Origin of the sequence: Nocardioides sp. L-11A (assembly GCA_029961745.1) — a bacterium.
Classification (GTDB): Bacteria; Actinomycetota; Actinomycetes; order Propionibacteriales; family Nocardioidaceae; genus Nocardioides.
The window spans coordinates 5,044,717-5,064,897 of sequence record CP124680.1; the positions used below are offsets into that span (position 1 = coordinate 5,044,717).

Consider the following 20,181-nt stretch of genomic DNA (forward strand, 5'->3'; position numbering starts at 1 on the left):
TTGTGACTACTACCAGGGTGCTCTGGTCGCGAAAATCGCGCGGTAACACTTAGTTACAAGTGCGGATCAGCCTCGCGGGCTGTGGATGAGCGCCATCGCCTCGGCGCGGGTGGCGGCGTCCTTGAGCATGGTGCCGCGCACGGCCGAGGTGATGGTGCGGGCGCCGGCCTTGCGGACGCCGCGCATGGTCATGCACAGGTGCTCGGCCTCGATCACGACGATCACGCCCCGGGCGTCGAGCAGCTCCATCATCGAGTCCGCGACCTGCGTGGTCAGCCGCTCCTGGACCTGCGGTCGCTTGGCGTAGAGGTCGACCAGCCGGGCCAGCTTGGACAGGCCGGTGATCTTGCCGGACTCGGCCGGGATGTAGCCCACGTGCGCCACACCGGTGAAGGGCACCAGATGGTGCTCGCACATCGACCAGAGCTCGATGTCGCGCACCAGCACCATCTCGTCGTGGCCGAGGTCGAAGGTGGTGGTGAGGACGTCCTCGGGCGTCATCCGCAGGCCGGCGGTGAGCTCGGCGTACGCCCGGGCGACGCGCGCGGGGGTGTCGCGCAGGCCCTCGCGCTCGGGGTCCTCGCCGATGGCGGCGAGCAGCTCCCGGACGGCGGCCTCCGCCCGGGGCTGGTCGAAGGGCGGCACGTCCTGCGGCCCGCGGTCGGGCACGCTGATCGGATCGGTCACCTCGGGGCCCGCGCCTCTCAGGTGCCCGCGGGCGGGGCCGGCGGCGTCGGGTCGCTCGGGGGTACGGCGGGCCCGCCGCCGTACACGTCGCCACCCGGTCCCGGCGGGGTGAGGATCTGACCGCTGTCGTCGCCTGCCGGCTCGGGCACCGAGCCGTTCTGCTCGGCGCGACGGCGGATCTCCTCGGGGATCTCCACCGGCGGGATCGTCGACGGCACCCGGGTCGGGGACCCGGTCCACGCCGGCCGCTCGGGACGCAGGCGCAGCGCGGTGAAGATCTCCGCCACCTGCTCCTTGTCCAGGGTCTCCTTGTCGAGCAGCGCGAGCACCAGGGCGTCGAGCACATCGCGGTTCTCGACCAGGATGTCGAAGGCCTCCTGGTGGGCGGCGGCGAGGAAGTTCTTGGTCTCCTCGTCGACGATCGCGGCGACATCCTCGGAGTAGTTGCGGGAGTGACCGAGGTCGCGGCCCAGGAACGGCTCGGAGTTGGACTCGCCGAGCTTGATCGCCCCGAGTCGCTCGGTCATGCCGTACTGGGTGACCATCGCGCGGGCCAGCGAGGTGGCCTTCTCGATGTCGTTGCCCGCGCCGGTCGTCGGGTCGTGGAAGATCAGCTCCTCCGCGGCCCGGCCGCCGAGCATGTAGGCCAGCTTGTCGAGCATCTCCGAGCGGGTCTGGGAGTACTTGTCCTCGTCGGGCAGCACCATGGTGTAGCCCAGCGCCCGGCCCCGCGGCAGGATCGTGATCTTGTGGACCGGGTCGGTGCCCGGCAGCGCCGCCGCGACGAGGGCGTGACCGCCCTCGTGGTAGGCGGTGATCAGCTTCTCCTTCTCGGTCATCAGGCGGGTACGACGCTGCGGACCCGCGATCACGCGGTCGATCGCCTCGTCGAGCATCACGGCCGTGATGACCTTCTGGTTGCTGCGGGCGGTGAGCAGCGCGGCCTCGTTGAGCACGTTGGCGAGGTCGGCGCCGGAGAATCCGGGCGTGCGGCGCGCGGTCGACATCAGGTCGACGTCGCCCCCGAGCGGCTTGCCCCGGGAGTGGACCTCGAGGATCCGCTTGCGGCCGGCCAGGTCGGGCGCGTCGACCTGGATCTGGCGGTCGAAGCGTCCCGGGCGCAGCAGCGCCGGGTCGAGGACGTCGGGCCGGTTGGTGGCCGCGATCAGGATCACGCCGCCGCGGACGTCGAATCCGTCCATCTCGACGAGCAGCTGGTTGAGCGTCTGCTCGCGCTCGTCGTGACCGCCGCCCATGCCGGCGCCGCGGTGGCGGCCGACGGCGTCGATCTCGTCGATGAAGACGATCGCGGGGGCGTTCTCCTTGGCCTGCTCAAACAGGTCGCGGACCCGCGAGGCGCCGACACCGACGAACATCTCGACGAAGTCCGAGCCGGAGATCGAGTAGAAGGGGACGCCCGCCTCGCCGGCGACGGCGCGCGCGAGCAGCGTCTTGCCGGTGCCGGGCGGGCCGTAGAGCAGCACGCCCTTGGGGATCTTTGCGCCGACGGCCTGGAACTTCGCCGGCTCCTGGAGGAACTCCTTGATCTCGCCGAGCTCCTCGATCGCCTCGTCGCAGCCGGCGACGTCGGCGAAGGTGGTCTTCGGCATGTCCTTGCTGATCATCTTGGCCTTGGACTTGCCGAACTGCATGACACCCCGGCCACCGCCCTGGACGTTGTTCATCAAGAAGATGAACAGCAGGATGATCAGCGCGAAGGGCAGCAGCGTGGCCAGGATCGACCCGAGCAGGCTGGGCTTCGGGTTCTTCGAGTTGGCCTTGTCGATGGTGCCCTTGGCGACCTGTTCGTCGACCTGGGCGAGCAAGGTCTCCTGCTGGCCGTTGATGTAGTAGGACATCACCTTGTCACCGGACTCGCGGGTGCCCTTGTCGAGGCTGGCCTCGATCGCCTGGTCACCGTCGATGAAGGTGATCTCCTCGACCTGCCCCTTCTCGATGTACGTCGACATCTGCGAGGTGGGGACCTCGTCGTACCCGCCGCCAGGGGCGAGGAACTCGAGAGCGAGGACGACGGCGAGGACCGCCACCACGATCCAGAGCCAGGGCCCCCTGAAAACGCGCTTCACAGACTTAACTCGCTCCCCATATTCACGACAGGATCAGACGACGGTACACGCCGCCGACGGGTCCTATTCTGACTGGTCCCTGGTTGGGCAGGCGAATGACGGCACCGCGCGCGACGCCGCCGGACCTCATCTAGGAGTAGACGGCGGGCGCGAGGGTGCCGATGTCGCGCAGGTTGCGGTAGCGCTCGCGGTAGTCGAGGCCGTAGCCGACGACGAACTCGTTGGGGATGTCCCAGCCGACGTACTTCGCCTTCACGGGCATCTGCAGCGCCTCCGGCTTGCGCAGCAGGGTGGCGATCTCGACGCTCGCCGGTCCGCGGGAGCCGAGGTTGGAGGTCAGCCACGACAGGGTCAGGCCGGTGTCGATGATCTCGTCGACGATGAGCACGTGGCGGCCGGTGATGTCGGCGTCGAGGTCCTTCAGGATCCGCACGACGCCGGAGGACTTCGTGCCGGAGCCGTAGGACGACACCGCCATCCAGTCCATCTCGACGTGCTTGCCCAGCGCCCGCGCGAGGTCGGCCATGATCATGACCGCGCCGCGCAGGACGCCCACCAGGACGAGATCCTTGCCGTCGTAGTCGCGCTCGATCTCGGCCGCAAGCTCCTTGACCCGATCCTGGATCTGGGCCTCGGTGAAGAGCACCTCGACCAGGTCGTCCGCGACGTCGCTTGCGTGCATGGCGTCAGCCTGCCACAGGCGTCGTCCGGAACCGGAGGTGGGCGTGGTCCCGGTACGCCGTGACGTGCCCGGGCAGCTGCACCTCCCCGCGGATCCGCCCCGCGGCCAGGTCGGCCAGCGCCGTGACGTGCACGTGGAACAGCTCGGCGTCGAGCGCCCCGGCGTCGAGCGCGGCCAGCCGGAGCACCCGGGTCGCGATCGCGCGGGGCTGTGCCTCCAGCTCGGCGAGGGGAACCTCTCCGCGCAACGTCATACGTTCTGTGGGCTCCAGCCCACAGGACGTATGACGTTGCGTGCGGATCCGGTCGTGGAGGGCAGCGGCCAGCGCGTCGAGCGCCTCGACGTCGGCGCGGACCTGGTCGGCGGTGCGGGCGAGCGCGGCAGCGATGCCCGGCCCGAGCTGCTCCTCCAGCACGGGCAGCACCCGCTGCCGGACCCGGACCCGGGCGAAACCGGGGTCGCTGTTGTGGGGGTCGTCCCAGAACTCGATGCCGTCGGCGAGGCAGGCGGCGACGGTGTCGGCCCGGCCCACGTCGAGGAGGGGCCGGGCGCAATGGTCGAACGCCCGGCGCATGCCGGCCAGGCTGCGCCCGCCGGAGCCGCGGGTCAGCCCGAGCAGCACCGTCTCGGCCTGGTCGTCGCGGGTGTGGCCGAGCAGCACGAGCCCGGCGCCGAGGTGCTCGCGCAGCTGCTCCAGTACGGCGTACCGCGCGCGGCGGGCAGCTGCCTCGATCCCCAGCCCCGCCGGGTCGACCTGGACCGTCGCGGTCGCGGTCTCGTCGGCTCCGAGACCGACCATCTGGGCGACCACCCGGGCCGCGTGGTCGGCGGAGCCCTCCTGCAGACCGTGGTCGACGGTTGCGCCGACCACCCGCAGCCCGGTCTTGCGGCCCTCGAAGACGGTGGCCGCGAGCAGGGCGAGGGAGTCGGCCCCGCCCGAGCAGGCCACCAGGACGGTGGCGCCGGGGTCGAGACCGGCCAGCGTGCGTCGTACGCCCTGACGGACGGCGGCGATCGACGGGTGGAGGCCCATGTCAGCCGGGTCAGGCCAGGACGCGCTTGACCCAGCCGTCGGGTTCGCTCAGCTCGGCCTTGCTGGGGAGGTTCTGCGGACCTGCCCAGACGGCGTTGAACTCGTCCATGCCGACCTTGTCGACGACCGAGCGGACGAAGTGGGCGCCGTCGCGGTACTGGGCCATCTTGGCCTCGAGCCCGAGCAGGCGCCGCAGCAGCCGGTCGAGGGTGCCAACACCCTGGCGCCGCTTGGTGAACCTGCGGCGGATCCGGGCGACGCTGGGGATCACGGACGGGCCCACGTCGTCCATCACGACGTCCGCGTGCCCCTCCAGCAGCGACATCATCCCGGTGACCCGGTCGATGACGGCGAGTTGCTCGGGCGTGCTGAACATCTCGACGATGCTGCCGCCGTTGCGGCCGGTCTTGACCGCCTCGACGACCCGCTCCAGGCCGTCCTCGAGGAGGCTCGAGGGCTCGACGGTGTCACTGATCGCGCGGATCTCGGAGAACAGGTGCTCGCGCATCCACGGCACGGCCGTGAACTGCACCCGGTGGGTTTCCTCGTGCAGGCAGACCCAGAGCCGGAAGTCGTGAGGGTCGACATCGAGCTCGCGCTCGACGTGGACGATATTGGGCGCGACCAGCAGCAGCCGGCCGTACGGCTCGTGGAACGGGTCGAACTGACCCAGCACCTTGCCCGCCAGGAAGCCGAGCAGCCCCCCGACCTCCGCGCCGGTGACCTTGGCGCCGACCTTGAGCCCGATCCCGCTCGGCGGCTTGCTCGCGGCGAGCTTCTCGATCATCGGCCGGGTCGCCACGGCGAAGCCCTCCGCGTTGGCCTGCACCCAGCCCGGCCGGTCGACGACGAGGATCGGCGCAGTGCCCTCCGGCGCGTCGAGGCCGGTGAACTCGCGCACCAAGCCCGTCGAGCGGTGTGCCCCCGCTCGCAGCTCGGCGACCGCCTCGGCGGCCTCGGCGCGGCTCACCACCGGTCCCTCGCCCGCCAGCCGGGACCCCAGTGACACGGCCAGGCCCCAGTCGATCATCGGCGGCAGCGGCGCGGCGGGTGCGGTCATGTCGGAAGCCTAGGCCGTCGGCCCCAGCCAGGGCCTGGGCTCCGGCCGCTCGGACGGGTCAGCAGAGGCAGGCGCCGAGGCCGGCGGCGGCGTTGTCCATGGCGACCCGCGCGGGCAGACCCTTGACCTTCTTGACCCTGTCGGCCATCAGCGCGAACGCCATCAGGTGACCGTCGGCGTCGACGGCGATGCCCGCGAGCGAGGTGACGCCGGTGAGGGTGCCGGTCTTGGCCCGGACCCGCCCGCGGCCGGCGGCGGGGCCGGTGTCCATCCGGTCGGTGAGGGAGCCGGTGTAGCCGGCGACCGGAAGGGCGGCCAGGAGCGGACGCAGCTGCGGGTGGTCGGCCGAGGCGGCGAGCCGCAGCACGTCGACGAGTACGCCGGGCGCGAGCCGGTTGTCGCGCGAGAGGCCGCTGCCGTCGTACAGGACCGAGCCGCGCAGGTCGATGCCGTTCGCGGTGAGGGCCCGCTCGACGGCCTGCTGGCCTCCGGCGAAGGAGCCGTCGCCCTGGTCGGCGAGGCCGACGTGGCGCAGCAGGACCTCGGCCACCGCGTTGTCGCTGACCTCGATCAGCCGCTGCACGATCTGCGCGACGGTCGGGCTGGTGACCCGGCCGACCTCGGCGGCGCCGGCGGGTGCGGGGCCGCGGGTGGGCCCGCCGGTGACGGTGACGCCGCGCCGGGCGAGCTCCTTCGCGAAGGTCGCCGCCGCCTCGAGCGCGGGGTCGGCGACCGGGGCGCCGCCGGGAAGCGGGCGGCCCTCGTCGACCCAGAGCGCGCTGACCGGGTTGACCTCGTCGGGGATGTAGTCGGGCCGCCAGCTCGGGTGGACGGCCGGACCGGAGAACAGGCTGTCGTCGTACCCCAGCTCGACGGTCGTGGCGCCGGCCTGCCGCAGGGCGCGGGCGGTGCGCTTGGCGAGGGTGCGGACGTCGGCCCGCTCGGGCTCGTACGTCGCGCCGGCGGACGGCTTGCCCGGCTCGCGGGCCAGCAGCGGGTCGCCGCCGCCGACGAGGACCAGCCGCGGCGTCGCCGCAGACGTGTCGAGCACGGTCGTGGTCGCGAAGCTGCGGTCCGGGCCGAGGAGGAAGAGCGCGGCGGCGGAGGTGACGATCTTGGTGGTCGAGGCGGGGATCGCGACCGGCGCACCCTCGCTCGCCTCGTAGGTCAGGCCGGTGCCCTCCAGCGGCCCGACGGCGGCGATGACGTGGCGGCCCAGGTCGGGCGAGTCGAGCGGGGCGAGCGCCTGGCGCACCGCCCGGCGGTCCAGGACGGCGGCGCCGTCGGCCGCGGCGGCGAGGGCGGCCGGCGCCACGACCGGGGGGATGTCGACGTCCGGCGGCGGGGCGACGGCGGCGGGGTCCGCCGGCTCGCCGGCGTCGGCGCGCAACTCGTTCCACCACCGCTCGGCACGGCCGGTCTGCCAGGCGACGCCGGCTCCCACCACCAGCGCGACCACCAGCCCGCCGGCGAGCACCCGCCGGGCTCGCCCGGTGCCCGGCTCGCGGTCCCTCTTCCCCACGGTTCTCCTCCCCGACTGCGCGTTCGAGGACATTGTGCGGGACAATGACGCGTACATCGGCGTCGGGCAGGTTCCAAAGCTCCCGCGAGCACGTCCCACGCCAGACCCTTTCCGGGCCGAGATTCGTGTGGAGGAAGCCAGTGCTGGAGTTCGACGTCCTCGTGGAGATCCCCAAGGGGAGCCGCAACAAGTACGAGGTCGACCACGAGACCGGGCGGATGCGTCTCGACCGGTTCCTCTTCACCTCGACGATGTACCCGGCCGACTACGGCTACATCGAGGACACCCTCGGCCAGGACGGCGACCCGCTCGACGCTCTCGTCCTGCTCCAGGAGCCGACGTTCCCCGGTTGCCTCATCAAGTGCCGCGCGATCGGCATGTTCCGGATGACCGACGAGGCCGGCGGCGACGACAAGGTCCTCTGCGTGCCCGCGGGCGACCCGCGCATGGAGCACCTGCGCGACATCAACCACGTGCCGAACTTCGACCGCCTCGAGATCCAGCACTTCTTCGAGGTCTACAAGGACCTCGAGCCCGGCAAGTCCGTCGAGGGTGCCGACTGGGTCGGCCGCACCGAGGCCGAGGCCGAGATCGTCGCCTCCTTCGAGCGGTTCAAGACCTCAGGCCACTGAGCCTCGTTGAGTTTCCCCATCCTCGCCCTCGAGTTGCCACACGCCGGCCACTCGCGGGCGAGGATGCGGCAACTCAACCGCGGGTTTGCGGCAAGTCAACGACGCCGGGCGGTCGCACTCAGCCGCGCTTGACCCCTCGGAAGTAGGCGATCGCGCCACTCCGTTCGATCACCAGGTCGGCGACCCCCTCGCGGGCGAACCAGGTCTCGAGGTCGGCACTCGTGCAGCCGGGACCGAGCAGGCCCGCGACCCGGCCGGCCTGCCGCAGCGGCTCGAAGCGCAGTCCGGTGTCGTTGAGCAGCGCACTGCCGGTGAGGACGCCGCCCGGACGCAGCACCCGGCCCATCTCGGCCACGGCGCGCTCCGGGTCGGGGAAGCAGTGCAGGCCGGTGAAGGTGACGACCAGGTCGAAGGAGACGTCGTCGAACGGCAGGTCGCCGACGTCGGCGATCCGTGGCACGACCTGCTCTGCGACGCCGCGGCGCTCGGCCACCCGCAGGGTGCGGTCCAGCATCGTCTGCGCGATGTCGCCGGCGACGTACTCGACGCCCTGGCCGCGGCGCAGGCCGCGCAGGGCCACACCGCCCCCGCAGGGGATGTCGAGGATCCGGCTCCCGGCGGGCTGCCGGCCGATCTCGTCGGCAGCACGGTAGAGCCGGCGCAGGTCGCTGTTGATGCCGAGCCGCCAGATCGCGCCGCCGGCGGTCGGGTGCTCGACGGTCCAGTCGTAGAACGACGCCCACAGGGGGTCGTCGGACCACCCGCCGAGTCCGGGCACGTGGGCCAGTGCGGAACGGATCATGCCTCTCCTCGGAGGAGTGCCGGGGCGCGCAGGAGCTCCTCGGGTACGGCGAACGCGTCGACCAGGTCACGGGCGATCGGCCGGACCCGGCGGCACAGGTCGGCGACCTCGCGGGTGATCGCCTTCGAGCGCTGGGTGTTCAGCCGGCCGTGCTCGATGAACCAGCCGCGGTCGGCCTCGATGCCCGACAGCGCGTGCAGGTCGCACAGCAGGTTCAGGGTCAGCCGCAGGTCGCCGGCCTCCTCCGGCAGGGACGCGACCTTCGAGACGAAGGCCTCCAGGACCAGGCGCTCGACGTGGGCGCGGGCGGCCGCGATGACGTGGTCCTGCACCCGCGAGAAGACCTCGCCGGGGTTCATCCCCTCGTCGACGCCGCGCTTGAGCCGGCGGGCGACGCCGCCGATCAGGTGCTCCTCACGGAACCGGTACATCGCGAGGTGGTAGTTGGGATCGCGCAACCCGCTGTCGGTGTGCCACTCGTCGCTCCCGCCGCCGGGAAGGACGTCGCGGAGCTGCTCGAGCAGCCGGTGCACCCGGGTGCGCTCCAGCACGGTGTCGACCGCGAGTCCGGCGACGAAGCGCACCATCCCGAGCTGGTCGAGGTCGGAGAAGTCGCTGGCGTAGTCGGTCAACAGGCCCTTGCCGACCAGCTGCAGGAGGACGTGGTTGTCGCCCTCGAAGGTGGTGAAGACGTCGGTGTCGGCCTTGAGCGCGGCGAACCGGTTGACCGAGAGGTAGCCCGCGCCGCCACACGCCTCACGGCACTCCTGGATCGTGTCGGTCGCGTGCCAGGTGGTCAGCGCCTTGGTGCCCGCCGCCCGGGACTCCAGCAGCCGCCGGGTCTCCTCGTCGGTGCGGATGCCGGAGAAGACGTCGTGCAGCTCGCCGGCGAGCACCTCCTGGGCGAAGTGCAGCGCGTAGGTGCGGGCCAGTCGCGGGAAGAGCCGGCGCTGGTGCAGGCCGTAGTCGAGGAGCAGCTGCTCCTCGCCCTCGCCGCTGCCCTCGGCACCGGTCTCGAACTGCCGACGCAGCAGGCCGTAGCGCACGGCGATCGTCAGCGCCGTCTTCGCCGCGCTCACCCCCGCCGCACCGACCGACACCCGCCCCTGCACCAGGGTGCCGAGCATGGTGAAGAACCGCCGGCCCGGGCTCTCGATGTCGCTGACGTACGTCCCGTCCTCGGTGACATCGGCGAACCGGTTGAGCAGGTTCTCCCGGGGCACCCGCACGGTGCCGTCGGGGTCGAACCAGATCCGGCCGTTGTCGACGCCGCCCAGGCCCATCTTGGCGCCGTCGTCCTCGATCCGGACCCCGGGCAGGGTGGCGCCGCTCTCGTCGCGCAGGGGTACGACGAGCGCGTGCACGCCGTGCCGCTCGCCGCTCACCTCCAGCTGGGCGAACACCACGGCGACCCGCGCATGGGCCGCGGCGTTGCCGATGTAGTCCTTGCCCGCCTCGGGCGTGGGCGTCGTGATGACGAAGGTGCCGGTCTCCGGGTCGTAGGTGGCGACGGTGCCGAGCGCCTGGACGTTGCTGCCGTGGCCGGTCTCGGTCATCGCGAAGCAGCCGAGCAGCCGGCCGGCGACCACGTCGGCCAGATAGGCGTCGTGGTGACGCTGGGTGCCGAGCTGCAGGATCGCGCCGCCGAACAGGCCGAACTGCACCCCGACCTTGACGAGCACCGACAGGTCGCCGTACGCGAGGGTCTCGAAGGCGGCGATCGAGGCGCCGATGTCGCCCCCGCCGCCGTACTCCTTCGGGAAGCCCATCGCCGCCGCGCCGGTGCCGGCCATCTCCAGCACCACCTCCAGGACCCGCTCACGGAACTCCGCGCGCGGCATCGTCTCGGCGTCCTCCAGCACGGAGGCGTAGGCCGGTAGCAGCTCGCGCACGGTGCGACGGACGTCGGCGTACCTGCCGTCGAGCAGGTCGGTCAGGGCGGCGACATCGACGCTCAGCTCCGGGGGCGCGGTCGCGGTGGACTCCTCGGCCATGGTGCGAACCTAGTGGATCGGCGCGACGGGGAGGACGGTCAGGGCCGCGCGAAGAAGTCCGGGGTGCGCCAGTAGTCGATCGACTCCTCGCTGACCGGACGCCCGGTGCGCGGGGCGTGGATGATCCGGCCGTCGCCGGCGTAGAGGGCGACGTGGAAGATCGAGCCCGGCCCGCCGTCGGACCAGAAGACCAGGTCGCCGGGTCGCAGCTGGTCGCGGCTGATCGGCGTGGACTGCTCGTACTGGGCGACGGAGTAGTGCGGCAGGCTCTTCCCAGCCACCGCCCACGCCTTCGCGACGAGCCCGGAGCAGTCCCAGGAGCTCGGGCCCGCCGCGCCCCAGCGATAGGGCTCGCCGAGCTGGGCGCGGGCGAAGGCGATGACCGCCTGCGCGTCGCCCGCGGGGGCGGGCGGGGTGACCGGGGCGGCCGGGGCGTCGGGCTTCGGCTGCCGGCCGCCGGGGTCGTCCTGGGCGGCCTGGGCGGCCTGGGCCGCAGCCGCTGCCTGCGCGGCGGCCTCGGCGTCGACCGCGGCCTGATGCGCGCGGGCGACGGACACGCTCACCCCCTGGAGCCGGGCCAGCCGCTGCACCAGCCGGGTACGACGGGCCTCGATCCGCTCGGTGACCGCGGCCGCGTCGCCGACGGCAGCGCGGGCGGCGTCGCGTGCGGCCCGCGCGTCGGCGAGCGCCGTCGCGGCCCGGTCGGAGGCCGCGGAGGCCTCGGCCGACGCGGTGGCGGCGGCATCGGCCGCGTCGACGTAGGCGATCCGGCGCTGGTCGAACAGCGACTGCACGTAGTCGCTGGCGGCCGACTCCTCGAGCAGGGTGTCGATGCCGTCGGCGTCGACGAGCGCCGTCACCACCGACATCTCCAGGCCCAGGCCCTGGGCGGTGATCACCGCGGCGCGGAACGCCGCCTTGTGCGCGGTCAGGGTCTGCTCCGCCGCGGCGGCGTCGGCGGCCGCCTGCCGCGCGGCGACCCGGGCGGTGCGAGCCGCCCAGCGGGCGCCGTTCCATGCCTCGGTCGCCTTCGCGGCGCGGACGGTCGCGGCGTCCAGCCGGGCCGCGGCCTCGGTCAGCCGCTGCCGGATCGCGGCGACATCGCTCTTCGCGGCACCGGCTCGCTCCTGGGCCGCCTGCACATCCGCGGCGCTCGGGGCACTCGGGGCACTCGGGGCACTCGGGGTGGCCGGGGTGGCCGGGACGGCCGGGTCGGCGGGCGGGTCCGCCTGGGCCCCGGGGACGCAGACCACCGCCGTCACGACGAGGGCGAGCAGTCCGGAACCGAGGCTGGGAGAACGCACTTGCGTCACCGTAGTGCTCTTTCGTCACATCCGAAACAAAAATCTCAGAAATCTCACGTGCCAACGGCGTGTCGACTTGCGAACTACACCGATGTAGTTCTCGAACTTCGCTACCGCCGAGGTCACGGCGGGAACGCCGCCGGAGGAGGCGCAGGGAGCGAGGAACGAGCGACCGGAGCCGACGAGAGCGGCGCTTTGCGCCGTGCCGACGCACAGGCGGGATCTACGCAGGCCAACCGCGCGCGCGGCAGCGCGGCGCGAGGAACGAGCGACGCGCTCGCGCCATCAGACTCAGTCGATGTCGACGGGGACCTTGGACGTGGTCGTCGTGGGATGCGAGTGCAGATGTCGGTCGAACTTCTGGCCGCTGGCGATGCCGCCGACGTAGAAGGCGACGATCGCGATGGCGATGCCGGCGAGGTCGTCGGCGACGTAGTGCCAGCCGAAGTACAGCGTGGCGATCACGGTGAGGCCGAAGTTGACCCAGAAGATCCACTTGAGCAGCTTCGAGTGCAGCGTGTACTGCACCATCAGCGCGATCAGCAGCGTGATCGCCGTGTGCAGGCTGGCGAAGCCGGCGATCGAGTTCACCGATTGGGTCGCTCCGCCGTAGAGCACGTTGCCGCGTGCGTTGACGATGCTGTCCATCAGGTCCGTCGTGCCGGTGTGCGCGAGCGAGGTGTACTCCGGCCAGAACGCGATGCCCGGGCCGAGGGTCGGCAGCAGGTAGTAGGACAGCGTGCCGAGCGACCAGGCCAGGCACTGCGAGGTCACGAACCAGTAGCCGAAGGACAGGTTGCGCGACCACACCAGCCAGGCGGTCAGGCCGAGCGGCACCAGCGGCAGGAACATCAGGTAGATCGGCGACAGGACGTGCGCCGTGAGGCTGGTGCCGAAGACCGCGTGCAGTACGTCGCTCGGGTCGTGCCCGAAGAACATGACCCGGTCCATGATGTGCAGCTCGCGGTCGTAGGACAGCGCCTTGACCACGCCGGGCTCGGCATCGGGGTCCGAGCGCACGAACGGCAGGAACGACTTGAGGTTCCGGTAGCTGACGTAGGTGAGGTAGAAGCTGATGACGCCGATCGCGACCAGCGTCGCGCGCTCCTTGGTCCAGTGCGTCTTCAGCCGCTCCCGCACGACCGGGACCACCCGGCTGGGACGCCCGTGGGCCTTCCACAGCGCCAGGGGCAGCAGGTCGAGCAGCAGGGCGCCGAAGAGGAGCAGCGGCAACCGGATGTACGACGGACCCAGGAAGCTCCCCTCCGGGTCGAGAAGCCGGCGATCGAGCTTCCACGCGGTGAAGACAGCGAGGCCCAGCATGAGCGCGGCCGTGCCGATGAGAAGGGTGTAGGCGCGGCGATACACCCGAGGGATCCTACGGTGCGCCGCCAGCCGGGTCGGTGGCAGCGCCCGGCAGGACGGCGATCGCGTGCGCTTCGACACGTACGACGACAGGTCGGCCCGGCTCCGTGACCCACCCCGGCGCGCCCACGGCGTCCAGGTCGCCGACGCCCTCGACCGACACCACGAGCCGGCCGGCGTCGGGGGCCGGGCGGAAGCTGCGGACCACGGCCGGGATCCCGCCCGGGCCGTCGCCGGCCAGCACGGCGGAGGGGCGCAACGCCACCGCGCCCGGGGCCGGCGGCAGTCCGGCGCGCCGCAGCAGGGCCGCGGCGGCCGCCCCCTCCAGCACCCGGCCGTAGCCGAGGAAGAGCGCGGTGTCGGCATCGACCGGATGCGCCCACACGTCACCGGTGGCGCCCTCCTGGACGATGCGTCCGGCCCGCATCACGGCCAGCCGGTCGGCCACCGCGAAGGCCTCGTCCTGGTCGTGGGTGACCAGCAGCGCCGTCGTACCGGACTCGACGAGGATGCGGCGCAGGTCGGCGGCCAGCCGGCCGCGCAGGCCGCTGTCGAGGGCGCTGAGCGGCTCGTCGAGCAGCAGCAGCCGGGGCCGCGCCGCGAGCGAGCGGGCCAGCGCGACCCGCTGTCGCTCGCCCCCGGACAGGGTGCGGGGCAGGCGATCGGCGTACCCACCGAGGCCCACGAGGTCGAGCAGGTCGGCGACCTCGGTGCGGACGGCGGACCGGGAGCCGCCCTGCAGGCGGCGGGCGTAGCCGACATTGCGGGCCACGGTGAGATGGTCGAAGAGCTGGCCGTCCTGGAACATCAGCGCGAACCCGCGCCGGTGGGTGGGCGTGCCGGCGAGATCGGCGCCATCCCACGCGATCCGGCCCGCGGCGAGCGGCTCGAGACCGGCGACGGCCCGCAGCAGGGTCGACTTCCCGCAGCCCGACGGACCGAGGACGGCGAGCACGGCCCCGTCCGCGACGTTCAGGTCGACGTGGTCGACGACCGTGGTCCCGTCGAACGCGACGGCGACCCCCTGCAGATCGAGCATCACCAGGCTCCTACTCCCGGCACACGCAGCCGTTCGACGACGAGGATGACACCGGCGGTGACGGCGGCGAGCACCACCGAGGCAGCCATCGCGGTGCCGTAGTTGAGGGCGCCGGGATGGCCGAGCAGACGGTAGATCACGACCGGCAGGGTCGGCTCCGCGGGGCGCACGATGAACGAGGTGGCGCCGAACTCCCCCAGCGAGACCGCGAACGCGAAGCCCGCGGCGGCCAGCAGCGGCCGCCAGACGACGGCGAGGTCGACCGTCAGCAGGGTGCGCACCGGACCCGCGCCGAGCGACGCGGCGGCCTGGCGCTGGCGGTCGTCGATGCCCGCGAGCACCGGCACCAGCACCCGGACCACGAGCGGCAGCGCCACCAGCGCCTGGGCGATCGGCACCAGCACCGGGCTGGCCCGTAGATCCAGCGGGGGCTGGTCGAGGGCGATCAGGAAGCCGAAGCCGAGCGTCACGGCCGAGACCCCCAACGGGAGCATGAAGAGGCCGTCGAGCACCGCCCGGGCCCGCCGCCCTGCGCGGGTGCGGACGGTGCGCGTCACCACGAAGGCCACGATGAGGCCCAGCGACAGCGACATCCAGGTGGCGTCCAGCGCGATCCGGAGCGAGGCCGCGAGGGCGTCGGTGACCGAGACCTGGAGCAGGCCGTCGGCCGATCCGGCGAGCGCGCGATAGTGCGCGAGCGTCCAGTGGCCGTCGCGGCGCACCGAGCCGACCAGCAGCGCCAGCACCGGCAGCGCAACCAGTCCGAGCGTCATCAGGGTCACCGCCAGGGCCGGGGCGTCGCGCCACCGTGGCCGCGCCGGGGCGGCCGCGACCCGCCGCACCGTCGGGTCCGGTACGGCGCGCAGCCGGCCCACCACGACGAGCAGGACGACGACCGCCAGCATCTGCACGAGCGAGAGCGCCGCCGCGGCGGGCAGGTCGAGCAGGTCGGCGGTGAGCAGGTAGATCTCCGTCTCCACCGACGAGTAGCGCACGCCGCCGAGGACGAGCACCACACCGAACGCCGTCGCGCAGAACAGGAAGACCACGCTCGCCGCGGACACGATCGCGGGCCGCAGCGCCGGGAGGGTGACCGTGCGGAACACCTGGGCCGGCGTCGCCCCCAGCGCCGCCGCGGCCTCGGCCGGGCGCCGGTCCAGGCCCTCCCAGGCCGCACCCACGGTCCGGATCACCACCGCCACGTTGAAGAAGACCAGGCCGATCAGGATCGCGGCCGGGGTGCCGTCGAGGCCGAGGACGCCCAGCGGACCCGCGTCGGCGATCAGCTCACGCACCGCCAGGCCGACCACGACGGTGGGCAGCACGAAGGGCACCAGCAGCGCAGTGCGGACCAGCGCCCGGCCGGGGAAGCGCAGCCGGTGCAGGACGTACGCCGCCGGCAGGCCGAGCAGCACGGCGACCGTCGTGGCGACGGTGCTCGTCCAGACCGTGAACCACAGCACCCGCCCCGTGCGGGGGCGGCGCAGCACGTCGAGCACCGCGCCGGGGTCGAACGATCCGTCCGGCCACACGCCCCGTTGGAGCATGGCGCCGACGGGCAGCACGAAGAAGACGCCGACGACGGCGACCGGGACCGCGGCGAGCAGCCCCAGGCCCAGTCGCCGGACCATCATCGCGAGACGATCTCCGTCCACTCCTCCAGCCACGCCTGGCGCTCGGCGGCGATCTCGGCGGGCGCGACGTCCTCGGTCCGAGCGGGGCGCTCGGCGTACGTCGCCCAGTCGGCGGGAAGCTCGACGTCCGCGTCGACCGGGAAGACGTACATCGACTCCGGCAGCGCCGCCTGCACCTCGGGCGAGAGCAGCCAGTCGATCACCGCGTGGGCGCCGGCGGTCTCGGTCTCGTCGCCGGCGAGGACACCGGCGTACTCCACCTGCCGGAAGCAGCCGTCGAGCAGCGTGCTCGTCGTCGAGCCCTCCCCCGCCTCGTCGAGGGTGAACGCCGGCGACGAGTCGTACGACACGACGATCGGGCGGTCGCCGCCGGAGAAGGTGAAGTCGGTGTAGTAGGCGTCGGACCAGCCCTTGACCACCTTGGCGCCGTTGGCCATGAGCTTGGTCCAGTACGACGACCAGTCGTCGCCGTACCGGCCGATGGTCGCGAGCAGGAAGGCCAGTCCGGGTGAGCTGGTGCTGGCGCCCGGGATCACGAAGAGGTCCTGGTAGGCGGGCTTGGTGAGGTCGTCGAGGGTCGTCGGGGCGGGGACGCCCTCCGCCTCGAACCAGGCGTCGTCGACGTTGACGCAGACGCTGCCGGTGTCGACCGGCGTGAGCGCGTCGTCCTCGTCGCCCGGGAGCTCGTAGGCGTCGGCGCCACGCGGCAGTGTCGGGGCGTACGGCGCGAACACGCCCTCGTCGACCGCGCGGGTCGCGAAGGTGTTGTCGACGCCGAACACCACGTCACCCACGGGGTTGCTCTTCGTGAGCACCAGCTCGTTGGTCAGCGCGCCGGCGTCCTCGAGCTTGCTGATCTTGAGGTCGTAGCCGGTGTCCTTCTCGAACGCCGCCACGAGCTCGTCGGGGATCGCGAACGACTCGTGGGTCACCAAGGTGACCGTGGTGGCCCCGGACCCGTCGCCGTCGCTCTCGCTGCCGATCAGCGAGCAGCCGCTCGCCAGGAGGGCGGACGTCGTGAGGGCCGCGAGGCCGAGGCCCCCGAGGCGGCCCGTGAGCATGCGCGTACGCATCGGATGACTCCCTTCGCCGGTGCTAACCGGATCAGGTTCGGAGGGTCTGCGGCCCGCGCCGCACTCTCAGCACCCATGGGTGCTCCCCTGTCTGACGCCGCCAGTCTAGGCCGTCCCGGCGCGGCCTCGCGCGCCGGGCGTGGCCGTCAGCGCGCGGCGTAGACGACGCCGTCCGGGTGATCCGCCGACGTCGCCTGGCCGCGGGCGACCAGCAGGTCGAGATGGGCCTTGGTCTCCATCGCGGCCATCCCCTGGCTGAAGACGTCGAGCTCGCCGAAGGCCCGCTCGTGCCGGGTCCAGCCGAGGTCCTTGGCGACGACCAGCGAGGTGACGGCACCGCGCTCCGCGAGCGAGGCCAGGCACAGCGCGAGGCGGTGCTCGTGGTGCGCGAGCAGCTCGTCGACGCGCGCGTACGACGACGGCGCGACCGGGCCGTGCGCGGGCAGGATGCGCAGGTCGGGGAGCTCCCGGACCCGCGCGAGCGAGGCCATGAACTGACCCAGCGGCTGGTCGGCGGGCGGCGCGGTGAAGCCGATCGACGGGGTGATCGTGGGCAGCACGTGGTCGCCGGCGAAGAGCACTCCCTCACGCTGGTCGGCGTACACATAGTGGCCGGGGGTGTGTCCCGGGGTGTGGACGGCGTCGATCTGCCGGCGGCCGATGTCGAAGGTGCGGTCGCCGTCGAGCCAGACGTCGGGGAAGGCCCAGTCGGCGGCATCGGGGAGCGCGCCGTCGTGGCCCTCGCGCCACTGCTCGGCGACCTCCTCGGCGCCCGCGGAGCGCAGCATGTCGAGGAACGGGCTCTCGCCGAGGTCGGCCTCGGAGGCGCGGTGGAGCAGCTCGAGCGCGGGCTGCTCCTCGGCGCCGAGCACCACCTCGGCGCCGTACTCGTGGCCGAGGACGGTCGCGAGCGTGAAGTGGTCGCGGTGCACGTGGGTGACCAGGAACCGCTTGATGTCCCCGAAGCCGGAGTCGATCGCGCGCAGGCTCTTGTCGAGCAGCTCGCGCGCGACCGGGATCGACCAGCCGCCGTCGATCAGCGTCAGGCCGTCGTCACCCTGGACGACGTACACGTTGATGGCCTTCAGCGCGTCCATCGGAAGGGGCAGCGGGATCCGCCAGATCCCCTCGGCGACCTGCCAGGCGCCCTCGTCGGACCAGTACCGACCGGAGTCGGGCGAGACGGCGTGGCCGGTGGCGATCCCTCCAGTGGTCATGAGGGCACTCTAGGTGGCATTCACATCCGGCCGGAGATCGGGTAGCCGCAGGTCGAGGTTCGGCTCCTGGATCCCGCCGTCGACCTCGAGCATCTTGCCGGTCACGTACTTCCCGGCCGGCGACGCCAGGTAGACCACGGCAGCGGCGATGTCCTCGGCCTCGCCGATCCGCCCGAGCGGCGTCGCCTCCTCCAGCTGGGTCCTCATCTCCGGTACGCCGGCGACGAACTCCAGCGCACTCGTCATCACCGAGCCGACGAAGACGCCGTTCACCCGGATCTCCGGGTTGAGGTCGGTGGCGGCCAGCCGCGACCAGTGCGCGAGGGCCGCCTTCGCGGTGCCGTAGGCGAGGTAGCCGCGCCCGGCGAGGCGCCCCATGGCCGAGGAGATCGAGGTGATCGACTTCTGCCGTCCCTCCCCGGCCGAGGCCAGCATCAGCGGCACGGCGGCCCGGCTGAGCGCGTGCGCGGTGGCGACGTTGAAGTGGAACGCCTCCTCCAGGTACGCGACATCGGTGTCGAGGAAGGCGTTCGGGATGGTGCCGCCGACGTTGTTGACGACGATGTCGAGGCGACCGAAGGTGTCGTACGCCTGCTGCGCGAGGGCCGCGACCTCGTCGGTGTGGGCGAGGTTGGCGGGCACGACGAGGGCGCGGCGCCCGGCGTCCTCGATCCGCGCCGCCACCTCCTTCAGCTGGGCCTCGGTGCGCGAGGACAGCACGACGTCCACACCGGCCTCGGCGAGGGCGACCGCGGTGGCGGCGCCGATCCCGCGGCCGGCGCCGGTGACGACGGCGACATGGTCGGTGAGCCGGAACCGGTCGAGGATGCTCACCGCGTCGTCCCGGTGACCAGACCGCGTCCGGTCACGAGCGGCAGGTCGAGCGCGGTCACCAGGCCGGGCCGCGCCGCGACGACCGCCGGGATCGCGTTGATCAGCCGCTGGGCGGTGACGATCATCCCGGAGACGTTGTGATCGCCGTGCTCGCCGTGATGGGTGAACTCCAGCTTCATGCACGGCTCGCCGGCGATCTCGATCCGGTAGCAGCCATCACCCTCGGCCGGCGTCGGCCACTCGGGGACCTGGTCGGCGGCCGTCCGCGTGACGTGCTCGAGGGTGACCCGCGGAACGCCGTCGACGGTGCCGATCACGCGGAAGCGGACCGCCCCCATGGTGCCCTCGGCGACGTCGAGGGACACGGTCTTGGCGTCCCGGGGCGCCGGGCGGCGGTCCACCTCCTCGATGAGCGGCTCGTCGAGGGTGACGCCGAGACCGGCCGCGATCACCCGCACGACCGGGCCCCAGGCGGTGGTCAGGATCCCGGGCTCCCAGAGCAGCGGCTTGGCGTCCATCGGCTGCCCGAAGCCGAACAGGTCGCGCATCACCACCGGCTGGTAGTACGTCGAGTAGTCGGCGATCTCGCTCACCGTGATGTGGTCGATGCGCTGGCTGAGGCTGGTGAGCACCAGCGGCAGCACGTCGTTGGCGAATCCGGGGTCGATCCCGTTGACGTGCAGGCTGGCGTCACCCTGTCGGCCCGCCTCGTCGATCTGGTCGATCATCTCGGCCGGCAGCGTGCCGTCGCGGTGCAGCAGGATGACCGGTCCGGAGGAGACCACGTTGACGCCGTCGCGGATCAGCTCGGTGAGGTCGGCGATCGACTCGAACACCCGGTCGTCGGTCATCGCGCCGTGCACGATGCAGTCGGGACGGAGCGCGACCAGCTCGTCGCGGTCCGTGGTCGCCCTGATGCCGAGCTCGCGGTCGAGGCCGGCGAGCAGGCCGGCGTCCTGGCCGTGCTTCTCGGGCGTCGAGGTCCACACCCCGACCAGCTCGAGGTCGGGATGGGCGTCGACGCCGACGATCGCGTGGCGGCCGATCGTCCCCGTGGACCAGACGACGACCCGCAGCGGCTTCTCGGGGATGACCTGTGACATGCGGGCCAATGTAGAACGAGTTCTAGTTTCTGGGAAGGGGTGCGGCTTCACCACGGGATGTAGGCGAAGCGGAGGTTCCGTAGCGGAGCACCGCACGGGAAGTGAGCATCGGC

The 20,181-nt window shown here is 72.4% G+C and carries 17 protein-coding genes and 1 riboswitch; of the genes, 1 reads left to right on the forward strand and 16 read right to left on the reverse strand.

Annotation, left to right across the window (positions count from 1 at the left end; all coding sequences use genetic code 11):
- Window positions 1-66: 66 nt before the first annotated feature.
- The 6 genes from folE to dacB all read right to left on the reverse strand — a co-directional run bounded on the left by folE (window position 67) and on the right by dacB (window position 7,071).
- A complete protein-coding gene (gene folE, locus QJ852_24145) occupies window positions 67-687 on the reverse strand; it encodes a GTP cyclohydrolase I FolE (GenBank protein WGX96226.1) in 621 nt (206 codons plus the stop codon).
- Between the two features lie 17 nt (window positions 688-704).
- Window positions 705-2,774 carry an ATP-dependent zinc metalloprotease FtsH gene (gene ftsH, locus QJ852_24150; GenBank protein WGX96227.1) on the reverse strand — a complete coding sequence of 690 codons (2,070 nt, stop codon included), beginning with the start codon at window positions 2,772-2,774 and terminating at the stop codon, window positions 705-707.
- 130 nt (window positions 2,775-2,904) lie between these two features.
- Complete coding sequence (gene hpt / locus QJ852_24155) at window positions 2,905-3,456, reverse strand: hypoxanthine phosphoribosyltransferase (protein ID WGX96228.1); 552 nt, start codon at window positions 3,454-3,456, stop codon at window positions 2,905-2,907.
- A 4-nt stretch (window positions 3,457-3,460) separates the two neighbouring features.
- Window positions 3,461-4,489, reverse strand: coding sequence for a tRNA lysidine(34) synthetase TilS (gene tilS, locus QJ852_24160; GenBank protein WGX96229.1), 1,029 nt, complete (start codon window positions 4,487-4,489; stop codon window positions 3,461-3,463).
- A gap of 10 nt (window positions 4,490-4,499) precedes the next feature.
- Window positions 4,500-5,549 (reverse strand): zinc-dependent metalloprotease, encoded by a 1,050-nt coding sequence (locus tag QJ852_24165; protein ID WGX96230.1) that lies wholly within the window; start codon window positions 5,547-5,549, stop codon window positions 4,500-4,502.
- 58 nt (window positions 5,550-5,607) lie between these two features.
- Window positions 5,608-7,071 carry a D-alanyl-D-alanine carboxypeptidase/D-alanyl-D-alanine-endopeptidase gene (gene dacB / locus QJ852_24170; GenBank protein ID WGX96231.1) on the reverse strand — a complete coding sequence of 488 codons (1,464 nt, stop codon included), beginning with the start codon at window positions 7,069-7,071 and terminating at the stop codon, window positions 5,608-5,610.
- A 143-nt stretch (window positions 7,072-7,214) separates the two neighbouring features.
- On the opposite strand from dacB, the gene QJ852_24175 reads away from it, so the two are divergent.
- A complete protein-coding gene (locus QJ852_24175; GenBank protein WGX99503.1) occupies window positions 7,215-7,703 on the forward strand; it encodes an inorganic diphosphatase in 489 nt (162 codons plus the stop codon).
- 118 nt (window positions 7,704-7,821) lie between these two features.
- Here the strand turns inward: QJ852_24175 and QJ852_24180 are convergent, their stop codons facing one another.
- The 10 genes from QJ852_24180 to QJ852_24225 all read right to left on the reverse strand — a co-directional run bounded on the left by QJ852_24180 (window position 7,822) and on the right by QJ852_24225 (window position 20,068).
- Window positions 7,822-8,505: a methyltransferase domain-containing protein gene (locus tag QJ852_24180; protein ID WGX96232.1), complete on the reverse strand. Its 684-nt coding sequence runs from the start codon at window positions 8,503-8,505 to the stop codon at window positions 7,822-7,824.
- Entirely contained in the window at window positions 8,502-10,499 is a 1,998-nt protein-coding gene (locus tag QJ852_24185; GenBank protein ID WGX96233.1) for an acyl-CoA dehydrogenase, read from the reverse strand. Before QJ852_24185 ends, QJ852_24180 begins: the two co-directional genes overlap by 4 nt.
- 38 nt (window positions 10,500-10,537) lie before the next feature.
- On the reverse strand, window positions 10,538-11,803 hold the full coding sequence (locus tag QJ852_24190) for a C40 family peptidase (GenBank protein ID WGX96234.1): 1,266 nt from the start codon (window positions 11,801-11,803) through the stop codon (window positions 10,538-10,540).
- A gap of 291 nt (window positions 11,804-12,094) precedes the next feature.
- The gene (locus QJ852_24195) at window positions 12,095-13,171 is read right to left on the reverse strand and encodes a phosphatase PAP2 family protein (GenBank protein WGX96235.1); all 1,077 of its coding nucleotides are present in this window, start codon (window positions 13,169-13,171) and stop codon (window positions 12,095-12,097) included.
- 10 nt (window positions 13,172-13,181) lie between these two features.
- Window positions 13,182-14,207 carry an ABC transporter ATP-binding protein gene (locus QJ852_24200; protein ID WGX96236.1) on the reverse strand — a complete coding sequence of 342 codons (1,026 nt, stop codon included), beginning with the start codon at window positions 14,205-14,207 and terminating at the stop codon, window positions 13,182-13,184.
- Window positions 14,207-15,841 (reverse strand): ABC transporter permease subunit, encoded by a 1,635-nt coding sequence (locus QJ852_24205; GenBank protein ID WGX96237.1) that lies wholly within the window; start codon window positions 15,839-15,841, stop codon window positions 14,207-14,209. Before QJ852_24205 ends, QJ852_24200 begins: the two co-directional genes overlap by 1 nt.
- Window positions 15,838-16,914, reverse strand: a complete 1,077-nt coding sequence (locus QJ852_24210; protein WGX96238.1) for a thiamine ABC transporter substrate-binding protein — start codon at window positions 16,912-16,914, stop codon at window positions 15,838-15,840. Before QJ852_24210 ends, QJ852_24205 begins: the two co-directional genes overlap by 4 nt.
- Window positions 16,906-17,013: riboswitch (TPP riboswitch) on the reverse strand. Its footprint overlaps the gene before it by 9 nt.
- 47 nt (window positions 17,014-17,060) lie before the next feature.
- Window positions 17,061-18,131 carry an MBL fold metallo-hydrolase gene (locus QJ852_24215; GenBank protein WGX96239.1) on the reverse strand — a complete coding sequence of 357 codons (1,071 nt, stop codon included), beginning with the start codon at window positions 18,129-18,131 and terminating at the stop codon, window positions 17,061-17,063.
- A 9-nt stretch (window positions 18,132-18,140) separates the two neighbouring features.
- The gene (locus tag QJ852_24220) at window positions 18,141-18,965 is read right to left on the reverse strand and encodes an SDR family oxidoreductase (GenBank protein ID WGX96240.1); all 825 of its coding nucleotides are present in this window, start codon (window positions 18,963-18,965) and stop codon (window positions 18,141-18,143) included.
- Window positions 18,962-20,068, reverse strand: coding sequence for a diacylglycerol kinase (locus QJ852_24225; GenBank protein WGX96241.1), 1,107 nt, complete (start codon window positions 20,066-20,068; stop codon window positions 18,962-18,964). Before QJ852_24225 ends, QJ852_24220 begins: the two co-directional genes overlap by 4 nt.
- Window positions 20,069-20,181 lie beyond the last annotated feature (113 nt).